Below are 25,076 nucleotides of genomic sequence, written 5' to 3'. Positions count from 1 at the left end.
GTTCCTCCTGAACACCTATTATTTGGGAATACTTGTTTCTACACAGATATTGCTCCGCTGGAGCAGCAAATACAAATAATTTAAAGTCTTTAGTCTTTTCTCTTTGTTCTTTGTTCCATTCAATTAATCTCTGTTTTTCAACAAAATCCAGCCTTGTCGTTGTTCCGTTTTCTGCGTTACCGCATCGTACCAGGAAATAATATACCAATAAGTTGAAGTTGGCAATGGTCTTCCATTATTTTTTCCGTCCCATTCTGTTTTATTGGGATTTTTCGATTCAAAAACTTTTGTTCCGTTGCGATCAACAATCACGATGGAAACCTTTTCCATTTTATCTAAATTCTCGATTTTCCAGATGTCATTTTTACCATCGCCATTTGGTGTGAAAGCGTTGTTGACTTTAATAAAATAAACGGTTTTTGGCGGACCGAAACAACCAGTTTCAGATTCTACCTGTATCTTATATGACGATGCGGTAGGATTTTGTAGAACATTATTTAACCCGTTTGAAATATCATTAAAATAATAGGTATAAGGTTTTTTGCCGCCTTCCGCAATCACTTCTATGGAATTATTGGTTTGGTTGATGACTTTAATTTTGGGTTGGTTTTCGTCGGAAATGATAAAATTATGCGTGTAAGGACAACCATTAATTCCTTTTTTTAAGGTTACCGAATAATTCCCGGGTTTCGTAAATTTTGCTGTTTGTCTGGTTTCTCCATTACTCCAGTCAAAAATAGTATTTTCGCTTCCCGCGTCAATCGGCAAAGTTTCGCCGTAACAAATATAATATTGATCCAAAAGTGTAGAAGATTTGCTTGGCGTATTTACTTTCAAATGAATTTCTGCAGAAGACGGGCAAAAACCAGAAATGGTGATTCTCACATAAACTGTTTCAGCAAAAGCATTTTCATTGGTATAATTTGTAAAATCATTAATTTTTTGACTATAACCTGAATCTTTAAAATATTCAAAAGTTGCAGGATCATTTGTAAAAGTGGCTTTCACATCTTCCAAATTAAATTCAGTTTTTCCATCAAAATCGGTATCACAAAGTTCATAATCGGTTACTGTTACAAGTAAAGCAGAATTTACACCTTGAATAAAAATCAAAGTTTGCGGATCAGAAATACAACCTGTCGCATTATCTTTCATTAAGAAATCTACCGGGAAAGGCAAGGTTGATAAATCGAAATTAGCCGGAAGTGGATCTCCAGAAAGATCCGTAAAAGTATAGTTTGCTGAATTATTGATTACTTCATTTTTAAAATTTTGTAGTGAATAAGTGATTTCTGAACAGATTAAAATTTGTGATTTAATTGCAACAGGTTTCTTTATTTCTATTAAATTAAAATTAATACGGTCGGAACATTGCAAATTATTTGTTTCATTATAAACAAAAACCATATAAGGTTGTTTTCGAATTGCAAGATCATAATTTCCCCATTCTGATCGAGTAAGGAGATTTCCGGCAAAATCATAATATCGAATTTCTGAATAACGCGTCCAAGTTCCTATATAATCGTTAATATTCGTTGTTAAATTAAAAAGGGTCGTTCCGCACTGGGAATATTTGGTTTCTGGAGTTCCTTTAATTAAAGCTGGCTTAGTATATAATATTAAATTTAATTGGGGAATAGAATCTGCCAAACATCCAGTAGCAGTATTTTCGACTTTAATATAAACAAGACCACTTCCTCTATAATTAAGATTGAGGATTTGATTAGTAAACCCCACATCTGTAAAAAATGTTGCTTTAATATCTGGCGAATATTCCAATTGTGTTTTAGTAATATTCAGGTCAAAATATTCTGAACTACTAGAACAATGTTCAGGAAATTGGGTATAAGGTTTAATTTCAACTTTCGGATGAAAATCAAAATTTAGTTTAACAACACTGGTACAACTGAAATCAGGATCAGTAAGTTTTACCCATATCGGATTACTGACTTTTGGATTTACCACGCTGGAATTATAATTCACACCGTCCGTAGAAAACAAAACCTGAAATGACGAAGTCGGAAAAAAGCTATTTTTAAAATCCTGAATGGTATAACTGGAAGTTTCAAAACACAACTTATTGGTCGTATAAACCTGATCATTTGGAGGAAATGAAAGATATGAAATACTAAATTTTTTGGTAAAACTACAGAAAGGTATAACGCCCGCATTTGTGGTAACCGTAATTGTAAAGTTTTTAACTTGTCCCGAAGCTACATCAGCCGATGTTATTGGAGTGGTATTTCCCATCTCAAAATATTGAATCGTATAATCTAAACTTGAAGGATAATTTGTAATAGTTTGCAAATTAAAGGTCTGAGAGCTTAATCCTAAATTATCACACTCTGGGATCGTTACATTTTCAAAAACAAAAGGTGGTAAAATAGAAGAAATATTTACCAATTCGCTTGCGGACTTTAACTCACAAGTTCCCGCAGTATTTTTTACCTGAACGTAATAACTTCCGGTTCCAACTTGAATACTTGTTCCGGTTTTATGAAAGGCAGGATCTGTATCAGAATACCAATCATACACAAGTGCTGGATCAGGACTTATTACGTGAATTTCTGCAGGATTCCCACAACCAGTCATATAGTCTGGTGCGGATATTTGTGGGATTTGTAATTTTTTAAATGTCACTTGATCAGTTTCAATTATAGTTGGATCTTCAATATAAGTAACCTCTACTTTTAAAACATCATTGTCATTGGGAGTAAAATCAATTAAAGTATCAGTATTAGTTCCCACAGGTGAGCCATTATTTGTCCATTTAAAAACTCGCGTTAGATTCTGTGGAATCGGTGTAAAGAGAAATGCTTTTCCTTCACTTTTCCAGGGTCCGTTGTTATAATCGCCACCACCAATGTGAACAGGAACTTTTGCCTTTGTGCCGCTCTCATTTTGAATCCCGAGGATCGCATTGTAGTTATCTCTGTTTTTATTATTTACGTAAATCACAATCCTGCCGTCTTCCAGTAACAGAACAGAACTGTCAAATGCACTGGAATAATCGGTTAAAGTCAGATTCTGAAAAGAGATCAATAGTCCTTTTTGGCCGTTATAGGTAAGTGTTTTGGAGTAGTAAGCAACACTTGACAACTGCGATTTCGGAACTAAATTAGTGTACCCAAAAAAGATCTGTGCAAGATCGAGTTCCTGTGTAACACTACTTTTAAAGACTTTATTATAATCCTTTGATGGTAACTGGGAAATATTTGGTGCAACGTTAAAGATTCGGTCGATATAAGTAGTATTGTCAAAAAGATTATTCAGTTTTGCGTCATTTGTAAAAACCAGACGACCGTTACTGCCGGCAACTACTTTGGTGTAATCAATTCCGTAAAAACTAAAAGTGAAACCAAGATCCACCTGATTACTGAATTTATTGGTATCAGATGCTGTGAAAGTGATTGGAATTGCTCCTGCGTTCATCGGAAATTGGCCGGGAGATTCACCAGTTATCACATAATCCCCCGTAGAACTCGCGACCGCATCCACTTTAAAATTAAATTTTTCTCCGGCACAAAAATACTGTTCGTTCCGGTAGATCTCATTAGTCGCCGGATTATAGAGCTGAACAGACTGCCCATACCCGAAAGCGAATAAAAAGGTAAATACTAAAAAATAAAACTTCTTCATCAAATCAATTTTTGCCAAAAATACGTTATTTATTAAAACATCATATTCATCTATTTTAGTATAAAAGTTATGAAAAATTATGTTTTTTAAATTTTTCTGCTACATTTGTGTAAATTAAATTTTAAGATGAATCAACTTTTCAGAAGAAAACAATACAGTGCAAGTGATAAACCCTCAGGTTTGGTGCGTGTTTTAGGCGTTTGGGATATTGTTTTTTTCGGTATTGCAGCCATTATCGGAGCCGGAAGCTTTAGCAGTTTGGGTGAAGCCGTTTTCCGTGGCGGTCCTGGTGTTATTGTTTTATATGTCATCTGTGGTTTCGCTTGTGGTTTTACAGCACTTTGCTATGCTGAATTTGCAAGCAGAATTCCTACTGCAGGTTCCGCTTACACCTATGCCTACGCAAGTTTCGGGGAATTAATTGCCTGGATTATCGGTTGGGCTTTAATTATGGAATACTCTTTTGGAAATATTTATGTTGCTTTTTCATGGAGCGATTATTTCACCAGTTTTATGGGCAGAATTGGCATTCATATTCCGGAATTTCTAACTTGCAGCTATCCCGAAGCGAAAAAAGCATTTTTCAATGGTTCCAAAAATTTAGAACTCGTTAACGCATGGAAAAACGCTCCAATTATTGGGAATCTTAAAATCATTCTCGATGTACCTGCTTTGGTCATCAATGGATTAATTACCTGGCTCGTTTATGTCGGAATTAAAGAATCAAAAAACTTTAATAATATTTTCGTTATTTTAAAATTATTCATCATCCTTTTGGTGATCGCAGTTGGAGTTGCATATATCAATACTGACAACTGGTTTCCAACGAGTATCGTAACAGGCGAAAAATCTTTTATGCCCAATGGTTTCGGCGGAGTAATGAGTGCGGTTTCCGGAGTTTTCTTTGCGTATATCGGTTTTGATGCTTTAAGTGTACTTTCAGAAGAAACCAAAGATCCACAGAAAAATCTACCACGAGGAATGATTATTTCTTTGGTTTTATGTACGGTTATTTATATTATTTTAACCTTGGTTCTTACCGGAATGGTGGATTATAGGAGATTCGATGGTGTGGGCGATCCACTGGCTTTCATCTTCGAGAAAACAAATGCCAATGTTGCCTGGATGGAATTCATTGTTTCACTGGGAGCAATTGTAGCGATCACAACGGTGCTACTTGTTTTCCAAATGGGACAACCGAGAATTTGGTATGCGATGAGCCGCGATGGTTTGATGCCTAAAAAATTCATGGAGATTCATCCGAAACACAAGACTCCTTCTTTTGCAACAATTATCACCGGAATTGTGGTGGGAGTTCCTATTTTATTTACCGATAAATCATTCATCTTAGATTTCACAAGTATTGGAACCATCTTCGCTTTTGTACTTGTTTGTGGTGGCGTTTTATTATTGCCATCAAAGGAAAAATTACCTGGTAAATTTCACATGCCTTACATTAATTCAAAAATTATATTCCCGATTATTTTCTTGGGTGGATTAACATTCTTCTATTTTTGGCAGCCAGAGTTTTTCCATAATTTAATGGATTGGAAAGATCCAAATGAAGGCGAATTCAGAATTTCGATGTTCTTTTTCATCATCATTAATTTGGGACTTTGCGTATTAACTTTAATTAAAAACTTATCGCTAATTCCATTGATGGGTTTAAGTTCTTGTTTGTATCTTTTAACTGGGATGACTCATAATAACTGGTTCTGGTTCTTGGTTTGGTTCGGAATTGGACTGGTGATTTATTTCTCTTATGGTTATAGAAATAGTAAATTGCACAAAGAATTGAATGGTGACTTGGATTAAAATTATGGGAAACAGAATTAAAAGCCTATTTAAATTTTATCAAAATTAATTTCCTCGACCATAAATGGAGTAATTTTGATGACATTTTCAAAGAATTTTTCCATCCTTTAATCCCGAAAGTTTTCGGGATGGGAAAAAGAAAAATTTTTTGAAAATTTGGTTTATGAATAATTTTTAAACATTCTACTTAAAAATAAATAAGCAGTAAACAGTTTAGAAATGATATTGGGGTAAAATGAATGATATTAGTATTCGATTTTAGACTAAAAAAACAGAAACTTATTGATGAGATTTTATTAGATCTGACTAGAAATAAATTCTGAATTTCAACTTTCACTTATTTGATTGATTTTTTCACACGATCTATTCCTGTTCTGTTTTTTAGCAGCGCTCTTCAAACTTATCAGGCAAAAATGATTTTAATTATATATTTTTCTTCCGAGGGAAAACAAAATAAATCAAAACTGCGCTGATAGCCATTAATATAAAACCAAGAAAAAAAGGGGCTCCTGGGAATTTAAAGGGTGCAGAATCATGGGTAAAATAGAAAAAAATATTGGTCATTAAAGGAGGTCCAATAATTGCTGTGAAACTAATTAAACTTGCTAAAGCTCCTTGCAATTCCCCTTGTTCGTTCTTTGGTACTTGCGAAGAAATTACCGATTGAAGCGCCGGTCCTGCAATTCCTCCTAAACCATAGGGAATCAGAAAGGCAAACATCATCCAACTTTCGCTAGCAAAAGCAAAAAGGAGCATTCCGACGGCATAGAGTGATAATCCATATACAATGGTTCTTTCGTTTCCTAGCTTGGGCTGTATGAGACGGATTAAATATCCCTGTACCAAAGCCGCCATCAAGCCCACAACTCCTAAGGAAAGTCCAACCACTTTTTCGCTCCAGCCGAATTTGTACATGGTAAAGAAAGTCCAGTTGGTTTGCACAGCATGCCCAGCAATGTAAACGAGCACTAACGTTAAAATTAAACCTAAAATTTCTGGATGTTTCTTCAGCTGAAGTAAGGAACCGATAGGATTTGCTCGTTTCCAATTGAATGCTCGCCGGTGTTCTTTGTCGAGACTTTCCGGAAGGATAAACCAACCATAAAGAAAGTTGATTAAACATAAACCTGAAGCAGCATAGAAAGGAACTCGCGCTCCATATTGTCCTAAAAACCCTCCGATTACAGGACCAATTATAAATCCTAAACCAAAAGCGGCACCAATCATTCCGAAGTTTTTTGCTCGATCTTCATCATTAGAAATATCGGCGATATAAGCACTTGCTGTGGTAATGCTCGCTCCGGTAACTCCAGAGAAAATTCTTCCTACAAAAAGCCAGAAGATACTCGGAGCAATTGCTTGTATGAAGAAATTCATTGAGAATCCCAATAATGAAAAAAGAATAATTGGTCTCCTACCGAATTTATCACTCAAACCTCCTAATACGGAAGCGAAAATAAATTGCATTCCAGCATAAGCAAAACTGAGCCAGCCTCCGTAGCGTGAGGCGACACTTAAATCGCTGGTACCCACTAATTCTTGAATCAGTTTCGGAACCACAGGAATCACGATTCCCCACCCTGTAATATCAATCAACAGCGTGATGAAAATGAAACCTATTGCAGCTGATTTTTGATTTTTTTTCATTGCGGCTGTAAAGATAGTTTTTTGTAAGTTTTTTTTAATAGAATAAAGATAAAAGATAATAGACCGCTTCGCTGATAGATTAAAATGGTGCTGACGGTAGAGAAATATTTTAACGCAAAGGAGCAATGTTTTTTTTATTTTGCGGTCTGTTTTTAAGGCGCAAAGGCACTTCGTTTAGCAAAAGTAAAAAAGTAATAGTAAAGAATTGTTTGATATATTTAATTGTAGAGGTCTAATTATAATCTCTCAGCGAAATAGAAATACAAGTTTTTGAGGATTGAACGATTTTTAAATTAATAAAAGTACATTGATTAAATCGGGGTTTGCAGCCCGGCTTGAACGGAGCTCTTTTTTACAGAACGAAGTGGCGTAAAAAAAGCGGGAGTGGAAGACGGAAATAGCTGCCCAAATAAAAAAATATTACTAAACCGTTTTACACAAAAAAAATGCCCCTCTTTCGAAGGACATTTGGTATCTAAATAGAAAATTTATTTCTTAGTTCTTTTGTCGATTACTTCTACATCTACAGAAGTTTTTCCATGTGGAGTTTCTTCTTTTCCTTTTCCTTTCAAGAAATCATAGGCGATTGCTGATGAGATAAAGATCGATGAATAAGTACCAAAACCAATACCAAGTAATAAGGCGAACATAAATCCTCTTAGGTTATCACCACCGAAAATGAAGATGGCTAAGATTACCAATAACGTGGTGAATGAGGTATTGAACGTTCTACCCAAAGTACTTGAAATTGAATCATCAAATAAACCTGCTAGTGTAGTTGATTTTTTCTCTCTTAAATATTCCCGGATTCTGTCAAATACAATTACCGTATCATTAATGGAATATCCAAGAACGGTAAGAATTGCCGCAATAAAATCCTGATTGATCTCCATATTAAAGGGCATATATTTGTGAAGTAATGAATACACTCCAAGAATAACAATCGCATCATGCGCAAGACCTGCGACTGCACCTAAAGAGAACTGCCATTTGGTAAATCGAACTAAAATATAAAGGAAGATTCCCGCTAATGCCGCAATTACGGCGAACATACCACCAGTCTTGATGTCATCTGCAACGGTTGGTCCTACTTTCGTAGAAGAAACAATTCCTGCATGATCTTTATCTGCGGCTTTGAAATCCTGTAAAGTCATATTCGCAGGAAGATTTGGTTTTAAACCTTCATATAATTTTTGCTCGATGGTTTGATCGGCTTTCAAAGATTCGTCATCAATTAAATAATCTGTAGAGATTTTTAACTGGTTACCGCTTCCGAAGGTTTTTGCTTCCACAGCAGACAATTTTCCGTCTTGGGTCGCAAATAATTTTATCAAAGCTTCTTCCGTTTTTGTTGCATCAACTGGTTTGTCGAATTTCACAACATAGTTTCTACCACCTGTAAAGTCGATTCCATATTTAAATCCGTTTACATAGATGGAAACTAAACTTCCAACCGTAAGAAATGCTGAAATGATATAAGCGTATTTTCTTTTTCCAATAAAGTCGATCCAAACATTTCTGAATAAGTTCTTAGTTAAAGGCGTCCAAACTGACAGTCCTTTTCCTTTGTTCAATCTTGCAAAAATCATCACTCTTGATAACAATACCGAAGTAAAGAAGGTCATCAAAATACCGATAATCAATGTTACTGCAAAACCTTTAATTGGTCCTGTACCGAAAATATACAAAACAACTGCGGTTAAAATTGTAGTTGAGTGACCATCGATAATCGCAGAAAGTGCATGTTTGAAACCGTCTTTATACGCTTCCAGAATACCTTTACCAGCGAAGAGTTCTTCTTTGGTTCTCTCATAAATAATTACGTTGGTATCTACCGCCATCGCCATGGAAAGTACGATACCCGCGATACCAGGCAAGGTTAAGGTCGCATCTACAGAATCCATGATTCCGAAAATGTAGAATAAGTTAATCACCATTGCAATTACCGCATAAACCCCTGCTCCACCGTAATAGAAAATAATATAGACAATAATAATTAAGAATGCGATTACGAAAGATAACATCCCTGCATTAATTGACTCTGCTCCAAGAGATGGGCCAACAACATCTGCCTGAACCACTTTAGCACTTGCAGGAAGTTTACCAGCTCCCAAAACATTTACTAAATCCTGAGCTTCCTCTTGCGAGAAGTTTCCAGAAATTTGGGTTCTCCCATTCGGGATTTCATTAACAACATTTGGCGCTGTATAAACTACATTATCCAAAGTAACCGCTACCGATTTGTTCACGTTTTTGGCAGTCATTGCTTTCCATTCTTTAGAACCTTTAGAGTCCATTTGCATATCAACAACTACTCTACCCATTTCGTCATAGTTTACTCTCGCAGATTCTACTGCACCATCAACTGGCGCTTTCTGGTTGATATTACCACGGATTGCATAAAGCACTAAATTATTTGCGTCGGTAGATTCCGGCTTATACCCCCACATGAATTGGGTATATTTAACATTCGCAGGACGAAGGTCTTTTGCAACTTTCGAATTTAAAATCTTATTAACTGCCGCAGTATCTGATAATTTAATGTTCCCAATTCCACTTGATTTCAAAGAATTCAACTGAAGCATATTCATCAAATTGGTATTTTTTGCAACACCGATAGAATCTGCTTTCAAAGGAACTACGGATGATAATTGTTCTAAGTAAGGAATAACTTCCTGAATAGTCTGTACTTCCCAGAACTGTAATTTAGCAGAAGTCGCCAACATTTTCTTTACTCGATCAATATCTTTACTCCCTGGCATTTCCACAGAGATTCTACCTGTTCCGGGAACACGCTGAACGTTTGGCTGGGTAACTCCCATTTTATCGATACGCGTTCTGATTACTTCATAAGCAGCTCCTTCTGAAGTGCTAATTTTTCTTCTAATGATATTTTTCACTTCCTCATCAGAGGAGTTGTATTTTATTTCTGTAAGATTGGTATTGCCGAAGATTTCCGGATCAGCCAATTTCAGGTTGGTTCCTTTTTCTTTATTTACCGCAGCAAATTCAATAAAGAAATTCTCGATATAGTTTTTCGTAGAATTTTTCTGGTCTTGATCGGTTCTGTCTAGTGCTTCTAAAAGAATCGGGTTTGTAGAATACTGGGTTAAATCGTTCACCAAATCTCTTTGGTTGATTTCCAAAAGAACGTTGATTCCTCCTTTCAAATCCAGACCCAACTTCATTTCTCTTTCTTTTGCTCTGGAATAATACAATTTTGTAAATCCGAGATTTAGAGTGTCTTTCGAGAGACGAGCGATCTCTTTGTTATATCTTTCGGGGTTGTCTCCCGCAATAGCAGTGGCCTGTCTTTCAACTTTACCAGCATACCATGTTGGTAACAATTCGTTAAGACAAATAAGTCCCAGAATAACCGCAACCAGCGTAATAAGTCCTTTTCCTTGCATCGTTAATAGTTTACAACATTAAAATTATAGTCGGCAAATATAATGATTTTCGATATAATTAAGGATTATTTAACAATTGATTTTCAAAATTTCACAAACCAAGTGGTAGAAAGCTTTAATCTATAGATGAAAATTCAAACATGTTGCTACATAATCCCTACTCTTTTTCGGGAAATAATACTATTTATGCAATCATTCATTTTAATATTTCGACCGAGTAAAAATCTACTTTTCTTTAAATCGCTAAATTACTTTTAACGGCTCTTCACATTGGGAACTCGAGCTGAAAGCAGGCTGACAATAATTTCCCCTGCTGACAACTTTGTTTGCATTCAACTCAAAATCTATTATATATGTAACTCTTATTACAAATATGTAACAGAATTTTCTTAATTTCACCTCATCTTTACGTAATTCCACATTCTATAAATCTGCTAATTTTTCAATTTTCAAAGTAAAATAAAATTGAGAATTAATCAAATTAGACTTAAAAATTTGAAAAAACATCTGTTCATTATCCTAAACTAATCGAGATGGTCAATCAAATACCTCCTTTAAAACTCAATGTTATTTATCAATCTCGGTTATGGGGTTGCAGAACATTAGAAAATATATTTTCAAAACCGATCATTAAATATGCCTTTCCCTAAAAGAAATATAAAAGCAATTTCTAAATGATAGTGAGTGCCAAAATATTTTAAATGATAGAAAACACGATAGCACCTTAACTATAAACATCATCTACAATGGAAAACTTCAAAGCAATTTCCTTACCCGATATTTCAAAAACCTCTTTGCCAATGGGCTACCCTTCCCGAAAAAACAAATTACCTATTTCTGGGACTGTTTTAGCTGCAGATGTAGGCGGAACAAAAACCGATCTAGCCCTTTTTCAAATTGTAAAAGGAAAATTAGTTTCTATTAAAAATCAACGCTATCCTACCAGCAATCATGATTCTTTTGTAAATGCAATTCGTCATTTTCATGGAGATGAATTATCCATCATCGATTGTGCGTGTTTGGGGGTAGCCGGTACGGTAGATGGCGATAAAGTTAAAGGCGTCAACTTTGCATGGGAAATCGATGCTAAAAAGCTAGAAAAGGATTTGAATATTAAAAACGTATATCTCATCAATGATCTAGAAGCCAATGCTTACGGATTATCTGCACTAGAACACACCGATTTTGAGACTATAATTGAAGGGGATAAAGTCGCAGGAAATGCTGCTATCATTTCACCCGGAACCGGTCTGGGCGAAGCGGGATTGTATTGGGACGGTTCCCATTATCATCCGTATGCAACAGAAGGTGGACATTGCAATTTTGCACCAAGCACGCCACTTGATGTGGAATTGTGGGAATTTTTAAATAATAAATTTGAACACGTTAGTTGGGAAAGAGTCGTATCGGGGCAAGGCATTTATAATATCTATCAATTTTTACGAAGCTTCAGAAATGAAAAAGAACCCGAATGGCTCACGAAACAATTTCAAAATGAAGCTCCACCTATTGCCATATCTACCGCCGCTCTAGAAAATAAAGATCCGATATGTGTTGAAACCTTGCAAAACTTTGTAAGGTATCTGAGTTTAGAATCGGCGCAGCTTGCCTTAAAGACAAAAGCAACTGGTGGCATTTATATCGGGGGTGGAATCGTTCCAAAAATTATCAATTTTATTGATAAAAAAGAATTTTACAAGACTTTTATCAACCTTGGACGTATGGAACATTTGCTAAAAACCATTCCCGTGAAAATCGTACTCAATGATCAAACGGCTTTGATTGGTGCGGCATATTATGCGGCGATGGGAATCATTGAAAGTACTCATAAACCGGAGATAATTGAACTTAAGTAATGCTATTTATAATTAAATTTAATAACCAATTGGGTTCTGTTCCATTTTTTAATTCAAGCATCTGATGAAAAAACTAACTTTTTTAATATTACTCTCGGTCTTGTTAAGTTGCAATAAAGACAAAAATGCTGGGGTACCTGGGACACCACCTCCTATATCTTCCTACAAAATAGCTCCCGTTTATTATGGAAATGCTGTGGTTACCTATTCATTTCCTGCGACCATACAGGGCGAACAGGATGTGATCATTATCCCAAAAGTAGATGGCTTTCTCGAAAAGATGTATGTGGATGAAGGCGCTATCGTCAAAAAGGGACAGCTTCTTTTTCAGTTAAGAAATCCACAATATGAGGAAGCGGTTCGAAGTGCCAATGCTGCAGTGAAAATAGCTGCTGCCAATGTGAAATCTGCACAAATGCAGGTGAATCAGGTAAAGCCTTTGGTAGATAACAATATTGTAAGCAAATATGCTCTGGATGCCAATCAATACACTTTGGAATCAACTCAAGCGTCGCTCGCATCTGCAAAAGCAAACCTGACTAATGCCCAAGTAAATCTCGGTTATCTTACCATTCGCAGTCCTTCCGATGGAACGGTAGGATCAGTACCTTATAAAACGGGAAGTTTGATCAGCAGCACTTCTGGAAATGCTTTGACTACCGTGTACAACACTTCAAATGTATATGTTTATTTTTCGATTAATGAAAAACAACTTCTTGAATTCTCCCGATATTTTCAGGGAAATACCCAACAAAATAAACTCAACAATTTACAGGAGGTCTCGCTTCAATTAGCAGATGGAACGGTATATCCTGTAAAAGGAAAAGTAACTACGTCTTCTGGAGTGATCAGTACCCAAACAGGTTCGGCTAATTTCAGGGCTACCTTTCCCAATCCAAATCGATTAATACAAAGTGGAGGCAGTGCAAATATTTTGATCCCGATCATAGTAGATTCGACCATCTTAGTTCCGCAGGAAGCTACTTTCAATCTTCAGGGAAAGAAATTTGTGTACCAAGTGATCAAAAAAGACAGTTTGATAAGTACAAGCATAGAGGTTAGTGAAAACACCATTGGTAATTTATTTATAGTAAACAAAGGATTAGATAAAAATGCTACGATTGTTCTAGAAGGCGTGGCTAGTTTAAAACCGGGAATACGTATAAAACCAGTTCTTGTAAAAAAAGACAGCGTTTATCAAGCAGTTAAAAACTCAGCAATAAATAACTCCATTAAATAAAAATCAAATGTTCAAGATATTTATTGAAAGACCATTATTATCCACGGTCATATCGGTAATGATTGTGATTTTGGGAATATTGAGCTACCTGAATTTACCTGTGACTCAATATCCACAAATAGCACCACCTACAGTGAATGTAACTGCGACCTATCCTGGTGCCAATGCAGAAGTGGTTCTCAATAATGTGGTTATTCCATTAGAAGAGGCAATCAATGGTGTAGAGGGAATGTCTTATATGACCTCAACTGCCACCAATGACGGTACAGCCTCTATCACTATTTATTTTGATTTGGGCAGTGATCCGGACATCAATGCGGTGAATGTTCAGAACAGTGTTCAAAGTGCTACCAAGCTTTTACCTGCTCAAGTTATTCAAACAGGAGTTATCGTAAGTAAAAAACAAAGCAGTAACCTCTTATTCTTTGCATTGAAAAGCGACAATCCAGATTATGATTTGAAGTTTTTGAGTAATTACGCTACCATCAACATCGTCCCAACTATTCAGCGAATCAATGGTGTAGGCGGCGTGAATGTTTTTGGGTCGCAGGATTATGCAATGCGTATCTGGCTAAAACCCGATGTTATGGCAGTTTATGGACTTGTACCAGATGATGTCGTCAACGCTTTAGCTGAACAGAATATCGATGCAGCTCCCGGGAAATTTGGAGAGAACAGCAATCAGGTTTTTCAGTATAATATTCAATTTACAGGACGGCTCCAAACGGTTGCCGAATTTGAAAACATTATTGTTCGTGCTTCTAATGATGGATCATTGTTACGGTTAAAAGACATTGCACGGCTAGAGTTGGGAACTTTAACCTATGCATCGACCCAAAGTACCGACGGAAAACCGGCGACTGTTATTTCGGTTAGTCAAACAGCAGGATCGAATGCACAAAATATTGTAACACAAACAATTGCTACTCTCGATGCTGCATCAACATCTTTCCCGAAAGGAATTCATTACATTTCCTTATTTAATGTGAATGATTTTTTAAGTGCTTCTATTAGTAAAGTGGTTGAAACCTTACTCATCGCCTATTTTTTGGTTTTTTTGGTGGTGCTATTATTTTTACAGGATTTTAGATCAACCCTTATTCCTGCAGTTTCTATTATCGTTTCTATTGTTGGAACCTTTGCCTGCCTCACGCTTTTTGGTTTTACCATTAATCTGCTTACGCTTTTTGCCTTGGTTTTGGCTATTGGCATTGTAGTGGATGATCCCATTGTGGTGGTTGAAGCGATACACGCCAAACTCGACGAAGGCTACACTTCATCCAAACAGGCCGCTATTGATACGATGTCAAATTTAAGCAGTGTTATTATTGCGATCACCTTAGTCATGGCTTCTGTGTTTATTCCAGTTTCGTTTATTAGTGGTTCTTCTGGAGTATTTTTTAATCAATTTGGTTTGACGCTGGCATCGGCTATTGTTATTTCAGCAGTCACCTCTTTAACGTTGAGTCCAGCTTTATGTGCCTTATTTCTTCAACCACACCACGAAGATCCAAATCAAAAAAAGACTTTCCTTCAAAAATTTAAAACAGGGTTTAATATAGGTTTTGACGGTATGAAAGGAAAATACCAAAAGTCCATTTTATTTTTATCTCACAAAAAATGGATGGTTCCGGTCGCAATATTGGTCGCTATTGCACTATTGGTTTATTTTATGAAAACTACACCATCTGGTTTTGTACCTGATGAAGATCAAGGGGTGGTCTTTGCAGATATTGCCTTAGCACCAGGGAGCTCTTTAGAAAGAACTACCGCAATTGCCAATCAGGTTAAAGACATCACATTCGGAATACCAGAGATACAGAACAATGCTGTAGTAACAGGCAATAGCATCATCAATGGAAGTGGGAGCAATTATGCTTTACTGATTATGCGGCTAAAACCTTGGGACGAAAGAAAAGGTGTTGACATTAATAATATTGTAGGTCAATTGTTCAAAAAAACATCAGGAATTAAAGATGCTAAAATTCTATTTTTCGCACCACCCACCGTTACCGGATTTAGCGTTTCGGGCGGATTTTCATTACAATTACAAGACAAAACCGGAGGTAGCTTAGAAAACTTCGACAACGTTTCTGGGAAGTTTTTAGAAGCATTAAATAAACGTCCAGAAATCCAGTATGCCGCAACAGGTTTTGCGCTCAATTATCCAAAATATTTAATGGACATTAATGTTGCAAAGGCAAAACAGGCAGGCTTCAGCATGAACTCTATTATTTCGGCAATGCAAGGATATTATGGAGGCGACTATGCTTCAAACTTTTATGAATTTGGGAAACAATATCGGGTTCTCGTTCAAGCTGATGCACCTTACAGAAGTGATCTTCAAGGATTAAACAAAATATATGTTGAGAATTCTTCTGGTACGATGGCACCCATCAACGAATTTATTACGATGACCAAAACGTTTGGCCCACAGAGTATTTCCCGTTTTAATTTATATACCAGTATTGCGGTGACCGGGCAGCCGAACACAGGATACACCAGTGGTGATGCGCTAGTCGCCATACAGGAGGTTGCCGCAAAAACCCTGCCTCAAGGCTATGGTTTTGAATATTCTGGAATTTCACGGGAGGAAAGTAAAAGCGGCGGACAAACCTTATACATTTATATGTTGTGTATCGTTTTTGTCTATTTCCTTTTAGTAGCATTGTACGAAAGTCTTCTAATTCCATTTTCAATTTTATTCACCCTGCCTGTTGGTTTGATGGGCACCTATCTTTTTGCTCATTTATTTAAAATTGACAACAATATTTATATGCAATTGGCAGTCATTATGCTCATAGGATTGCTCTCCAAGAACGCTATTTTGGTGGTGGAATATGCCTTGGAAAGAAGACATTCTGGAATGCCAATTATTGATGCAGCCATTGCAGGAGCCACTGCGAGATTACGTCCTATTCTGATGACATCACTTGCTTTTATTGTGGGACTATTGCCATTGGTTTTCGCATCGGGTGTTGGTGCTGCTGGTAACCAATCCATTGGCGTTGGTGCCGTTGGAGGAATGCTTGTAGGAACCTTATTTGGAGTTTTTGTAATACCTGGACTTTTCATTCTCTTTCAATCATTGGAAGAGTTCCTTAAAGGGAAAAGAAATCTAGATCCACAAAACCCGGAAGTGAAATAATTTAAATGAAGCCCTTTAGAAATGAACAATAAAATATTTAAAATAGTTGGAATTATCTTAGTCATAGGAGTTTGTCTTTCCAGTTGCGGTATTTCTAAAAATTACCAAGCACCTGCTATGGAAATGAGCGAATTATATCGCGATGCAAATACTACAGATACTGCTTCTATCGCCACTCTTCCATACTCCACTTTATTTAAAGACAAAAAGCTACAAAAGTTAATTGCAGAAGGCATTGCAAACAGTTATGACCTCAAAGTAGCGGTCGCAAGAATTAAACAGGCAGAAGCAAATTTTAACCAAAGTAAACTCCAATTCTTACCAAACCTAAATGCATCCACCCAGGTGACCAACCAAGGCTTATCAGAATCCCAAAGTCGTGGATTATCATACAACAAAAACATTTACCAGTTAGGAGCGAACGCAAGTTGGGAAGCAGATATTTGGGGGAAATTACAAAGTGCAAAAAAAGGAGAATTGGCATTATTACTTCAGAGCCATGCTTATCAAAGAGCTGTACAATCACAATTGATTGCCAATATTGCCAACAATTATTACAATTTACTCGCCATGGACAAAGAGTTGGAAATAACTCTTAAAACAATCAGTTATTTAAAAGAAGATATTTCTACCAATAAATTATTAAAAACAGCCAATAGAATTACTGAAGCGTCGGTGGCACAAAGTGAAGCCAATCTTTACGCTACCCAAGTAACTATTCCCGATCTTAAGTACAATATACGACAAACCGAAAACGCTTTGAGTATCTTAATTGCCCGACCTCCAGGATCCATCGATAGAAATACAATTGACGAACAGGAATTCGACGTCCTGTTACAAACCGGTATTCCCGCTCAATTATTGGCTAACCGACCAGACGTACAGGAGGCCGAATATCAGTTGCGGTATAATTTTGAACACATCAATAATGCAAGAACTTATTTCTATCCATCTCTGACCATTACAGCACAAGGCGGTTGGCAAGGTACGACTGCAAAGAACCTGTTTGATCCAGCCTCTTTATTTTATAATCTGATCGGTGGATTGGCACAACCTATTTTTAATCAAGGTCTTAACAAACAAAGATTAGCGATTGCCAAAGCTCAATACGAAGAAAACACCGCGAACTTCTATTCTACTTTATTGGCAGCTGGACAAGAAGTTTCTAATGCATTATTCAGTTATCAGATGGCAGAAGAAAAGAAAAGCAGCAGGGACGAGCAATTACTTGCTTTGGGCAAAGCTGTTGACTATAACCGGGAATTGCTTAATTATGGTTATGCACAAACCTCCTATCTTGATGTACTTACTTCACAACAAAGTTATCTTGCGGCTCAATTAAATCAAGTCAGTGACCAATTACAGAAATTAACCGCAATTGTAAATCTTTATCAAAGTTTGGGAGGCGGTTGGAAATAAAAATAACTGCAATTTGCAACCACATCAAAAATCCATATATGAAATTCAAACTATTATTTTTCTTAACCTTGATAAGTTCTAGTGTTTTTCACAGGACTATAAAATTATTTACGAATTCAAATGGAAAACCGAAAAAAAAGGATAAAGATTACAAGTCTGAATTAACCACATTAATTAAAAATGAGAATGAATCTTATTTTGAGTCTTTATCAAAGTTTAAATACGATTCCCTTAAAACATCATTAATAGAAGCAAAAGAATCTTACAATAAAACGGAAAGAGAAAAAATGGATTTGTTTATAAACCCAATTGAATTAAAAGCTTGTGAGTAACTGTGGCAGCTGCGAACATTATACTGAAATAAAACTATGACCAATAACAGCGCTTCATCCTATCATTCGGTAACAGTCAAAAGGAAAATTTTTGAGTTAGTATTTTTTTTTGGTTCGGCGAAGCCAAAACGCTCTGTCATTGGGACTGCAAATGATGAGTTGAAAAATATTTACCCAGTAGATTCAATACAGCGTTCGGTTGTAAACTTCATGACGAATCTTGTAGCAGGAATAATTGCCTATAATTTTCTACCTAAAAACCATCCTTAAAATACGAAATACAGAAAACTAATCAGTTACCTATTTTTTATTAATCGAACTCAGGTTATTAGGTTATTTTAATACAAAAGTATTTTCTAAAAAATTTAAAATACCTAAATTTGCCACATGTCGGAAATATTAATTCTGTTCTTCGGAGCTGTTGCTGCTGGACTACTAGGATCCTTAACAGGATTGGGTGGCGGCGTTGTCATCATTCCTTTACTTACTCTTGGCTTCGGCGTCCCGATGCATTATGCGATTGGTGCCTCACTAATTTCAGTGATCGGTACTTCGTCCGGTTCTGCGGTTGCCTTTGTAAAAGAGGGTTTTACCAATGTCAGGATTGGGATGTTCTTAGAAATTGCTACTACAACTGGTGCGATTATCGGAGCACTAATTTCGGGGATTTTAAACGCGAATACCATTGGGATTATTTTTGCGAGTATCCTAATTTTGACCGTTATTCTGAATTTACGAAAAAAGCCAGATCATCAGGAACCTTTAATCAAAGGCAGTTTAGAAGACAAACTTCAATTGTTCGGAACTTTTCCAGACAAAGGTGTTGTAAAAGAATATTCTGCAAGAAATACCGTTTCCGGATTTTCAATGATGGTATTTGCTGGGATTATGTCTGGTCTTTTAGGAATTGGTTCAGGTGCGCTGAAAGTTTTAGCGATGGACAATATGATGAAACTTCCCTTTAAAGTTTCTACCACGACCAGTAATTTCATGATTGGAGTAACTGCCGTAGCGAGTTCACTGATTTATTTTCAGCGTGGTGAAATCATTCCGGTGATTGTAGCTCCAGTTTTAATTGGAGTGGTTTTAGGAAGCTTCATCGGTTCTAAAACTTTGATTGTTTCCCAAACCAAAAAATTGAAAGTCGTGTTCGCTGTGGTGGTGAGTATTCTTTCGATTTATATGATGTACAACGGGATTAACCATAATTTTAAATAAAAATGAAGCGCCATTTTACAGATTTCGACCTTAATCGTTCCGTGGGAAATCTTCTTCGGATTGGTGTAATATTATCGGTTATTACTTCGTTTATTGGCTTTATAAAACTTTCGTTGGAAGGTTTTGAAATGCCCAAAGATTATGCTTTATTAGAAATTGCAGAAGATACCATTTGGCAAAGTTTCTGGTCTTCTTTAATGAAACTAGAAGGAATGGCAATTATTCAACTCGGAATTTTACTATTGATTTTAACGCCATTGGTTCGAATTATTTTTGCCCTAATCGGTTATCTGAAAGAGAAAGATTACACGTATGTTTTTATTTCACTTATCGTTTTGGGAATTATGGTGATAAGTTTTTTAATGGGATTCACTCATTAATTTTCATAAAAACGTATTTCGTAGATCTTTAAAATATTGGAGATAGAAAAACTATTGTCCAAAGAATTTTTCCTGTTTCTATTCTTTTAATTATACGACAGATTTTTTAGAATTGCTCCAGCTTTTAATTCGGTTTCTCGCCATTCTTTTTCAGGAGAACTATCTGCGGTAATTCCACCACCAACGTATAATACAGCCGCATTTTGAAAAAACTCAGCACATCTTAAATTAACGAAATACTGAATCGTTTCGTCGGTTTCCACTTTAATATATCCTGCGTAAAAACGGCGTGGATGATCTTCAAATTCTGCAATTGCATTTCGGCAAAACTCTTTCGGAAAACCGCAAACCGCAGGAGTCGGATGTAATTCAGAAATTATTTTTTCTAAATCCTCTCGCTTAATTTTCGCTTTGAAATCGGTTCGTAAATGTTTGATGGTTCCCGACGGATGATCATAGGTTTCCGATTGCGTAACTTCCGTCGAATATTCTTTCAAAATATTTTTAATATAATCGGTAACAGGTTGTTGCTCCTCGATTTCTTTTGAAGTCCAAACCTCATCAACGGGAATCGTTCCTGCCAAACTCATGGTTTCAAATTCCGAAGTTTTCTTATTGAGTTTTCCCAACACTTCAGAAAAAGCGCCCATCCAACATTTTCCGTCTTTAATAAAGAAATAAACAAAAGCGTTGGGATAAGCTTTACAGAGATTTAAAAAAGTTTGAGATAAGTTGACTTTTTGAATTTCTAGATTCAGTAATTCTCTACGTGAAATAACCAGCTTAGAAAGCTGATTCTCTTTAACAAAGTTAATAACTTGTTGAATTTTAGACAAATAGTCGATTTCTTTTTCTTCTTTAAAACCGATTAATTGAGAGGATAGTGCATCTGAATTTATTGTATTTTCCAAAAACTCACCCAAAGAAACTTCTTTTATATTTCCATTAAAATCGATGATTTCATTCGTATCAAAAGAAACAAAACCAACTGATTTCTGTGCTGAAATTTCATCAGTTGTTAAAATTTGGTCAGAAAAGGGAAATCTGAAATAAATCATAAAAAAAAATCTTTGTCAGGAATTACTTTAGGAAAAGATTCTATTGATTAAAATTACCGCGCAATAATATTATTGGTCATCGTGGTATGATTGATGAGCGCATCTTTTTCATCCCGAATTTCAATTTCGGAAACATGCATAGTATTTCCTTTTCGAATGAATCTTGCAGTTCCGGTCACAATTCCCTCTTTTTTACTGCGTAAATGATTAGAATTAATATTGGTTCCCACGGGCGCAAATTTTTCGATATCGACATGTAAAACCGATAAACATGATCCTAAAGTTTCGGCCAAAACGCAGCTCGCTCCACCGTGCAAAATCCCATAAGGTTGATGAACTTTCGGCGTTACAGGCATTGTAGCAGTTAAGGTGTCATCGGTAACCTCTGTAAAAACGATGTTTAAAGTTTTACCTAAAGTTTCTCCACCCCAAGTATTTAATTGATGTAGAATTTCTGCTTTTTTTTCTGGAGTCATGATTTTTTATTTAAGATTTCAGGTTCAAAGTTTCAGGTTCACGGTTTTGAAACTTCAGAAGATTTTCGGATTCCATTTTTCTGGAAATTTGGGCGTTACTTTTTTGTAGTATTCTTCCAGTTCTGCCATGATATCTTCGTAAGATCGGGTTTGTAAGTCTTCGACAGATATTTTTTTACCCAAATAAATCGCTTTGTCTTTAAAATCACCTGCTGCAATTACGAGTGGGACTTTTGCTGCCAAAGCCATGTGGTAGAAACCTTTGCGCCATTTCGGCACCCAACTTCTGGTTCCTTCTGGGGTGATGACCAAAGAGAAATTTTCTTTTTCAAATTGATCTACAACAAATTTTACCAAGTTATTTTTTTGGGAGCGATCGATTCCAATTCCGCCCATCGCTTTTACAAGAAAGCCGTACCACGCTTTGGTATGAGCGTCTTTAATAATAACTTTTAGCGGTTTCCCTAGCGACCAATATGCGAGATTTCCCAGCATATATTCTTCATTCGCAGTGTGCGGTGCAACAACCAAAATGCAACGATCTAGGTTATTTACGTCGCCTTCTAATACGACTTTCCAACCGATTATTTTTAGGACTAATTTTGCTAATATTTTTTTCATATCATTAAAAATTGAGGAATAAAAGCTTGTATTTTATAACAGTAATAAATAAAAAAGTATAACCAAACTGAATTGGTTATACTTTGCAAAGATATTGAATTATTATTCTAACTATAATAAACTGCTTACAAAATCAATGATCTTGATTGCGATTTCTAAAACGAACTGTACCATAATAATTAGTTTTTCTTGTTAATTAATCTGTTAAAAATTAACACTACGAAAGTAGGTATTAATTTTCATAAATGAAATTCCATTAATGTTAATTTTTATTAAAGTTTTTAAGAATTTAATAAAAGAATCTTAATTGAATCTCATTTTTCAAATTTATTTGGTTTTAATCGAAATTTCTTTCTTTCCGTTTTTGATGGAAATATCTACATTTTCAATATCATCAGAATCAATTTTCATTTTTTTGATGATTAATTCTGCTTCTTTCTTTCCTACTTTTTTACCATTAACAATGATAGAATCTGCATTATCAGAAGGAACAATAATCGAATTCGTTCCCGAACTTACCGATACCGAATCGCTATCATCATGGTCGTTTTCACGCTCTTCATCATAAACAGAGAATCCTTGCTCATCATGCAGTGAAATCACTTTCATGTGCTTTGGAATAACCAACTCATAATCAACTCTATAATCACGGAAACGATCATTATAAGGATAAGAAAAATAATTTGGCAGTGTGATTTTATTGTCAATAATTTCCAATGGCACTGTGACTCTTAATGGTAAATTATAACCATCTGCTCTTTTTTTGATTTCAAGATAGGGCGCTTTCACGTCTTTTCTAGTCACATCAATTCTAGGGTAATCTTGCTTATAGATGATTTTTCCATCGGAGTAAACGTCGTCCCAGAATGATTTGAAGTTTTGCGGAATGACCACTTTTTTCACATCGATAAGGATAGAATCAGAAGTGGTATTGATGGCAACATTTTCAATATCATCGTTGCTTCCGCTATATTGGGTTTTAAATTTAATTGCAGTGAATCCTGTTGCAGCAACCAACCCAATCCATATTAAAACCAATGCACCAATTACGTAGCCGGTATTATTAAATTTAGTTTTTGGAGAAAATAACTTTATTGCCAAGTAAGTAAAAATAAGTCCAGGAATAAAAGCCGTAAGAAATGACAATGCGATTACGATGAAACCTAGATTACTGTCTTGTAAATAAAATCCGAGGTTACTGAAAAAATTGATATTACTGGCTCCGGAAAAACCAAAACCGAGAATAGCAAAAGATCCTATCAACATTGAAAGTCCCATCATCGCCAGGATTATTCCCAATGCATACCTCAACACATTCCAAAGTCCGTTTCCTGCTTTATTGATATAAGGTCTATTTTCATTATAAATCTCGCCTACTCTTTGTGTTGATTCGTTGGCAAACTGTACGATTTTGGTCGATTCTTCTTTTAGATTATCAAAATTTAAAGGCTTGCCCTTCATTTTCAAAAAATCGGTAGCTGTTTCTGCTTTGGGCAAAACGATCCAAAGAATAACGTAGATCAAAATAATTAATGAAGTGGAAACTTTGCCTGTAAATATTCCTAAAACCGCAATACCTACCCATATTGCACGCATGGCCGAAATATCCATTCCAACATAATGTGCTAAACCCGCACAAACTCCAGCGATTTTTTGTTTCTCAGGATCACGAAACAATTGTTTTTGTCCGTTAAAATTTGCTGAAGATCTTTGTTCCTTTTTACCGTTAGAAGTTTTTTCGGAGAAATACGCTTCTTCTTGTTCTTCAATTTTTTCTGGTGACCCAATTTGAGCAATGACTCTTTCAACATCAGCATCATTTACTACTTCACGTTTCCCGAGTGCATCCTTGAAAATTTCGACCATTCTAATTTCGATATCGTGCATTACCTCATCAGCTTCGGTTACGTCCAAAGAACTTCTGAGCGCTGCAAGATAATCGCTGAGTTTGATGTATGCGTGTTCCTCTATGGTGAAAGAGAAACCGGCAAGTCCTATTGATAGTGTCTTATTCATCGTCTTAATTATTAGGTTCGAACGAGTTTTCAGGAGCGTTCGTTGGGTTATTGTTTTTGGTAATTTGGTTTACAGAGTCTGTCAGTTCATTCCAGGTATTGAGCAGTTCGGCGAGAAATAGTTTTCCTTTTTCTGTCATCTGGTAATATTTTCGGGGCGGACCTCCGGTAGATTCTTCCCAACGGTAGGAAAGAAATTCTCCGTTTTTCAATCGGGTAAGGAGTGGATAGAGTGTTCCTTCCACCACATCTAGTTTTCCTTTTTTCAATTCATCAATGAGATCGGAAACATACATTTCTTTTTCATTAATTAAACTTAAAATACAGAATTCCAGAATTCCTTTTCGCATTTGCGCTTTGGTGTTTTCTGTGTTCATTATTTTGGGCTATTAATTAGTTCAATTGTTAACAGGCAAGATTTCGTTAGTTCAAATAATCGATTTTAAAATATCCTTAACCAATCTTACAATGCAAAGATATAAAATTATTTTAGTATTATGCAATACAAAGTAGTAATATTTAAAAAAATATTTTATATCTGTTTTTAATCTTTGAATAAACCGCCTCACCGTCCAAAAAAGGCACAAAAAAAAAACCGCCTCAAATTGAGGCGGTTCTATTTCAATAATGTCTAACTATTATTTTTTAACTGTTTTGAAAGATTTTACAGTTCCATCTTCCATGTGAAGCGTAACAATGTAAAGTCCAGTTTTCAAATCTGAAAGATTCAATTCAGCAGAAGGTTTCATGTTTTTAACCTGTCTTCCTGAAACGTCGCTTACAGAGATTGATTTCACTCCTT

At 35.8% G+C, this 25,076-nt stretch carries 17 protein-coding genes and 1 pseudogene; 9 read left to right on the top strand and 9 right to left on the bottom strand.

Features of this window, described 5'->3' with window-relative positions; genetic code table 11:
* Nucleotides 1–123: 123 nt before the first annotated feature.
* Nucleotides 124–3,639 (bottom strand): gliding motility-associated C-terminal domain-containing protein, encoded by a 3,516-nt coding sequence (locus WBY99_RS03855; RefSeq protein ID WP_423975016.1) that lies wholly within the window; start codon nt 3,637–3,639, stop codon nt 124–126.
* Between the two features lie 126 nt (nt 3,640–3,765).
* On the opposite strand from WBY99_RS03855, the gene WBY99_RS03850 reads away from it, so the two are divergent.
* The gene (locus tag WBY99_RS03850; RefSeq protein ID WP_423975015.1) at nt 3,766–5,454 is read left to right on the top strand and encodes an APC family permease; all 1,689 of its coding nucleotides are present in this window, start codon (nt 3,766–3,768) and stop codon (nt 5,452–5,454) included.
* 423 nt (nt 5,455–5,877) lie between these two features.
* Here the strand turns inward: WBY99_RS03850 and WBY99_RS03845 are convergent, their stop codons facing one another.
* Both WBY99_RS03845 and secD read right to left on the bottom strand, forming a co-directional pair.
* Nucleotides 5,878–7,101: a TCR/Tet family MFS transporter gene (locus WBY99_RS03845; protein ID WP_423975014.1), complete on the bottom strand. Its 1,224-nt coding sequence runs from the start codon at nt 7,099–7,101 to the stop codon at nt 5,878–5,880.
* Between the two features lie 488 nt (nt 7,102–7,589).
* Nucleotides 7,590–10,511: a protein translocase subunit SecD gene (secD, locus tag WBY99_RS03840; protein WP_423975013.1), complete on the bottom strand. Its 2,922-nt coding sequence runs from the start codon at nt 10,509–10,511 to the stop codon at nt 7,590–7,592.
* Between the two features lie 746 nt (nt 10,512–11,257).
* On the opposite strand from secD, the gene glk reads away from it, so the two are divergent.
* The 8 genes and pseudogenes from glk to WBY99_RS03800 all read left to right on the top strand — a co-directional run bounded on the left by glk (nt 11,258) and on the right by WBY99_RS03800 (nt 20,104).
* Nucleotides 11,258–12,367, top strand: a complete 1,110-nt coding sequence (glk, locus tag WBY99_RS03835; RefSeq protein ID WP_423975012.1) for a glucokinase — start codon at nt 11,258–11,260, stop codon at nt 12,365–12,367.
* 64 nt (nt 12,368–12,431) lie between these two features.
* Nucleotides 12,432–13,607: an efflux RND transporter periplasmic adaptor subunit gene (locus WBY99_RS03830; RefSeq protein WP_423975011.1), complete on the top strand. Its 1,176-nt coding sequence runs from the start codon at nt 12,432–12,434 to the stop codon at nt 13,605–13,607.
* Between the two features lie 7 nt (nt 13,608–13,614).
* Nucleotides 13,615–16,755 carry an efflux RND transporter permease subunit gene (locus tag WBY99_RS03825; RefSeq protein WP_423975010.1) on the top strand — a complete coding sequence of 1,047 codons (3,141 nt, stop codon included), beginning with the start codon at nt 13,615–13,617 and terminating at the stop codon, nt 16,753–16,755.
* Nucleotides 16,756–16,776: 21 nt separating this feature from the next.
* Complete coding sequence (locus tag WBY99_RS03820; protein ID WP_423975009.1) at nt 16,777–18,174, top strand: efflux transporter outer membrane subunit; 1,398 nt, start codon at nt 16,777–16,779, stop codon at nt 18,172–18,174.
* A 38-nt stretch (nt 18,175–18,212) separates the two neighbouring features.
* Nucleotides 18,213–18,506 (top strand): hypothetical protein, encoded by a 294-nt coding sequence (locus tag WBY99_RS03815; RefSeq protein ID WP_423975008.1) that lies wholly within the window; start codon nt 18,213–18,215, stop codon nt 18,504–18,506.
* 126 nt (nt 18,507–18,632) lie between these two features.
* Nucleotides 18,633–18,820, top strand: a pseudogene (locus WBY99_RS03810) (IS982 family transposase); the annotation flags it as partial.
* Nucleotides 18,821–18,893: 73 nt separating this feature from the next.
* Nucleotides 18,894–19,724, top strand: coding sequence for a sulfite exporter TauE/SafE family protein (locus tag WBY99_RS03805; RefSeq protein ID WP_423975007.1), 831 nt, complete (start codon nt 18,894–18,896; stop codon nt 19,722–19,724).
* A gap of 2 nt (nt 19,725–19,726) precedes the next feature.
* Entirely contained in the window at nt 19,727–20,104 is a 378-nt protein-coding gene (locus tag WBY99_RS03800; RefSeq protein WP_423975006.1) for a DUF1634 domain-containing protein, read from the top strand.
* Nucleotides 20,105–20,190: 86 nt separating this feature from the next.
* Here WBY99_RS03800 and WBY99_RS03795 read toward each other — a convergent pair whose 3' ends face one another.
* The 6 genes from WBY99_RS03795 to WBY99_RS03770 all read right to left on the bottom strand — a co-directional run bounded on the left by WBY99_RS03795 (nt 20,191) and on the right by WBY99_RS03770 (nt 25,071).
* Nucleotides 20,191–21,162, bottom strand: a complete 972-nt coding sequence (locus tag WBY99_RS03795; RefSeq protein WP_423975005.1) for a chorismate-binding protein — start codon at nt 21,160–21,162, stop codon at nt 20,191–20,193.
* Between the two features lie 53 nt (nt 21,163–21,215).
* Complete coding sequence (locus WBY99_RS03790) at nt 21,216–21,638, bottom strand: PaaI family thioesterase (protein WP_423975004.1); 423 nt, start codon at nt 21,636–21,638, stop codon at nt 21,216–21,218.
* A gap of 54 nt (nt 21,639–21,692) precedes the next feature.
* Nucleotides 21,693–22,259, bottom strand: coding sequence for a 1-acyl-sn-glycerol-3-phosphate acyltransferase (locus tag WBY99_RS03785; protein WP_423975003.1), 567 nt, complete (start codon nt 22,257–22,259; stop codon nt 21,693–21,695).
* A 327-nt stretch (nt 22,260–22,586) separates the two neighbouring features.
* A complete protein-coding gene (locus WBY99_RS03780; protein WP_423975002.1) occupies nt 22,587–24,275 on the bottom strand; it encodes a PspC domain-containing protein in 1,689 nt (562 codons plus the stop codon).
* Nucleotides 24,276–24,279: 4 nt separating this feature from the next.
* Nucleotides 24,280–24,651: a PadR family transcriptional regulator gene (locus WBY99_RS03775; protein ID WP_423975001.1), complete on the bottom strand. Its 372-nt coding sequence runs from the start codon at nt 24,649–24,651 to the stop codon at nt 24,280–24,282.
* A gap of 261 nt (nt 24,652–24,912) precedes the next feature.
* Nucleotides 24,913–25,071, bottom strand: a complete 159-nt coding sequence (locus WBY99_RS03770; protein ID WP_423975022.1) for a T9SS type A sorting domain-containing protein — start codon at nt 25,069–25,071, stop codon at nt 24,913–24,915.
* Between the last annotated feature and the right edge of the window lie 5 nt (nt 25,072–25,076).

It is taken from the genome of Kaistella sp., from assembly GCF_049588135.1.
Classification (GTDB): Bacteria; Bacteroidota; Bacteroidia; order Flavobacteriales; family Weeksellaceae; genus Kaistella.
The sequence above is the reverse complement of the archived record's forward strand: the minus strand, read 5'-3'. Positions and strand labels throughout refer to the sequence as shown.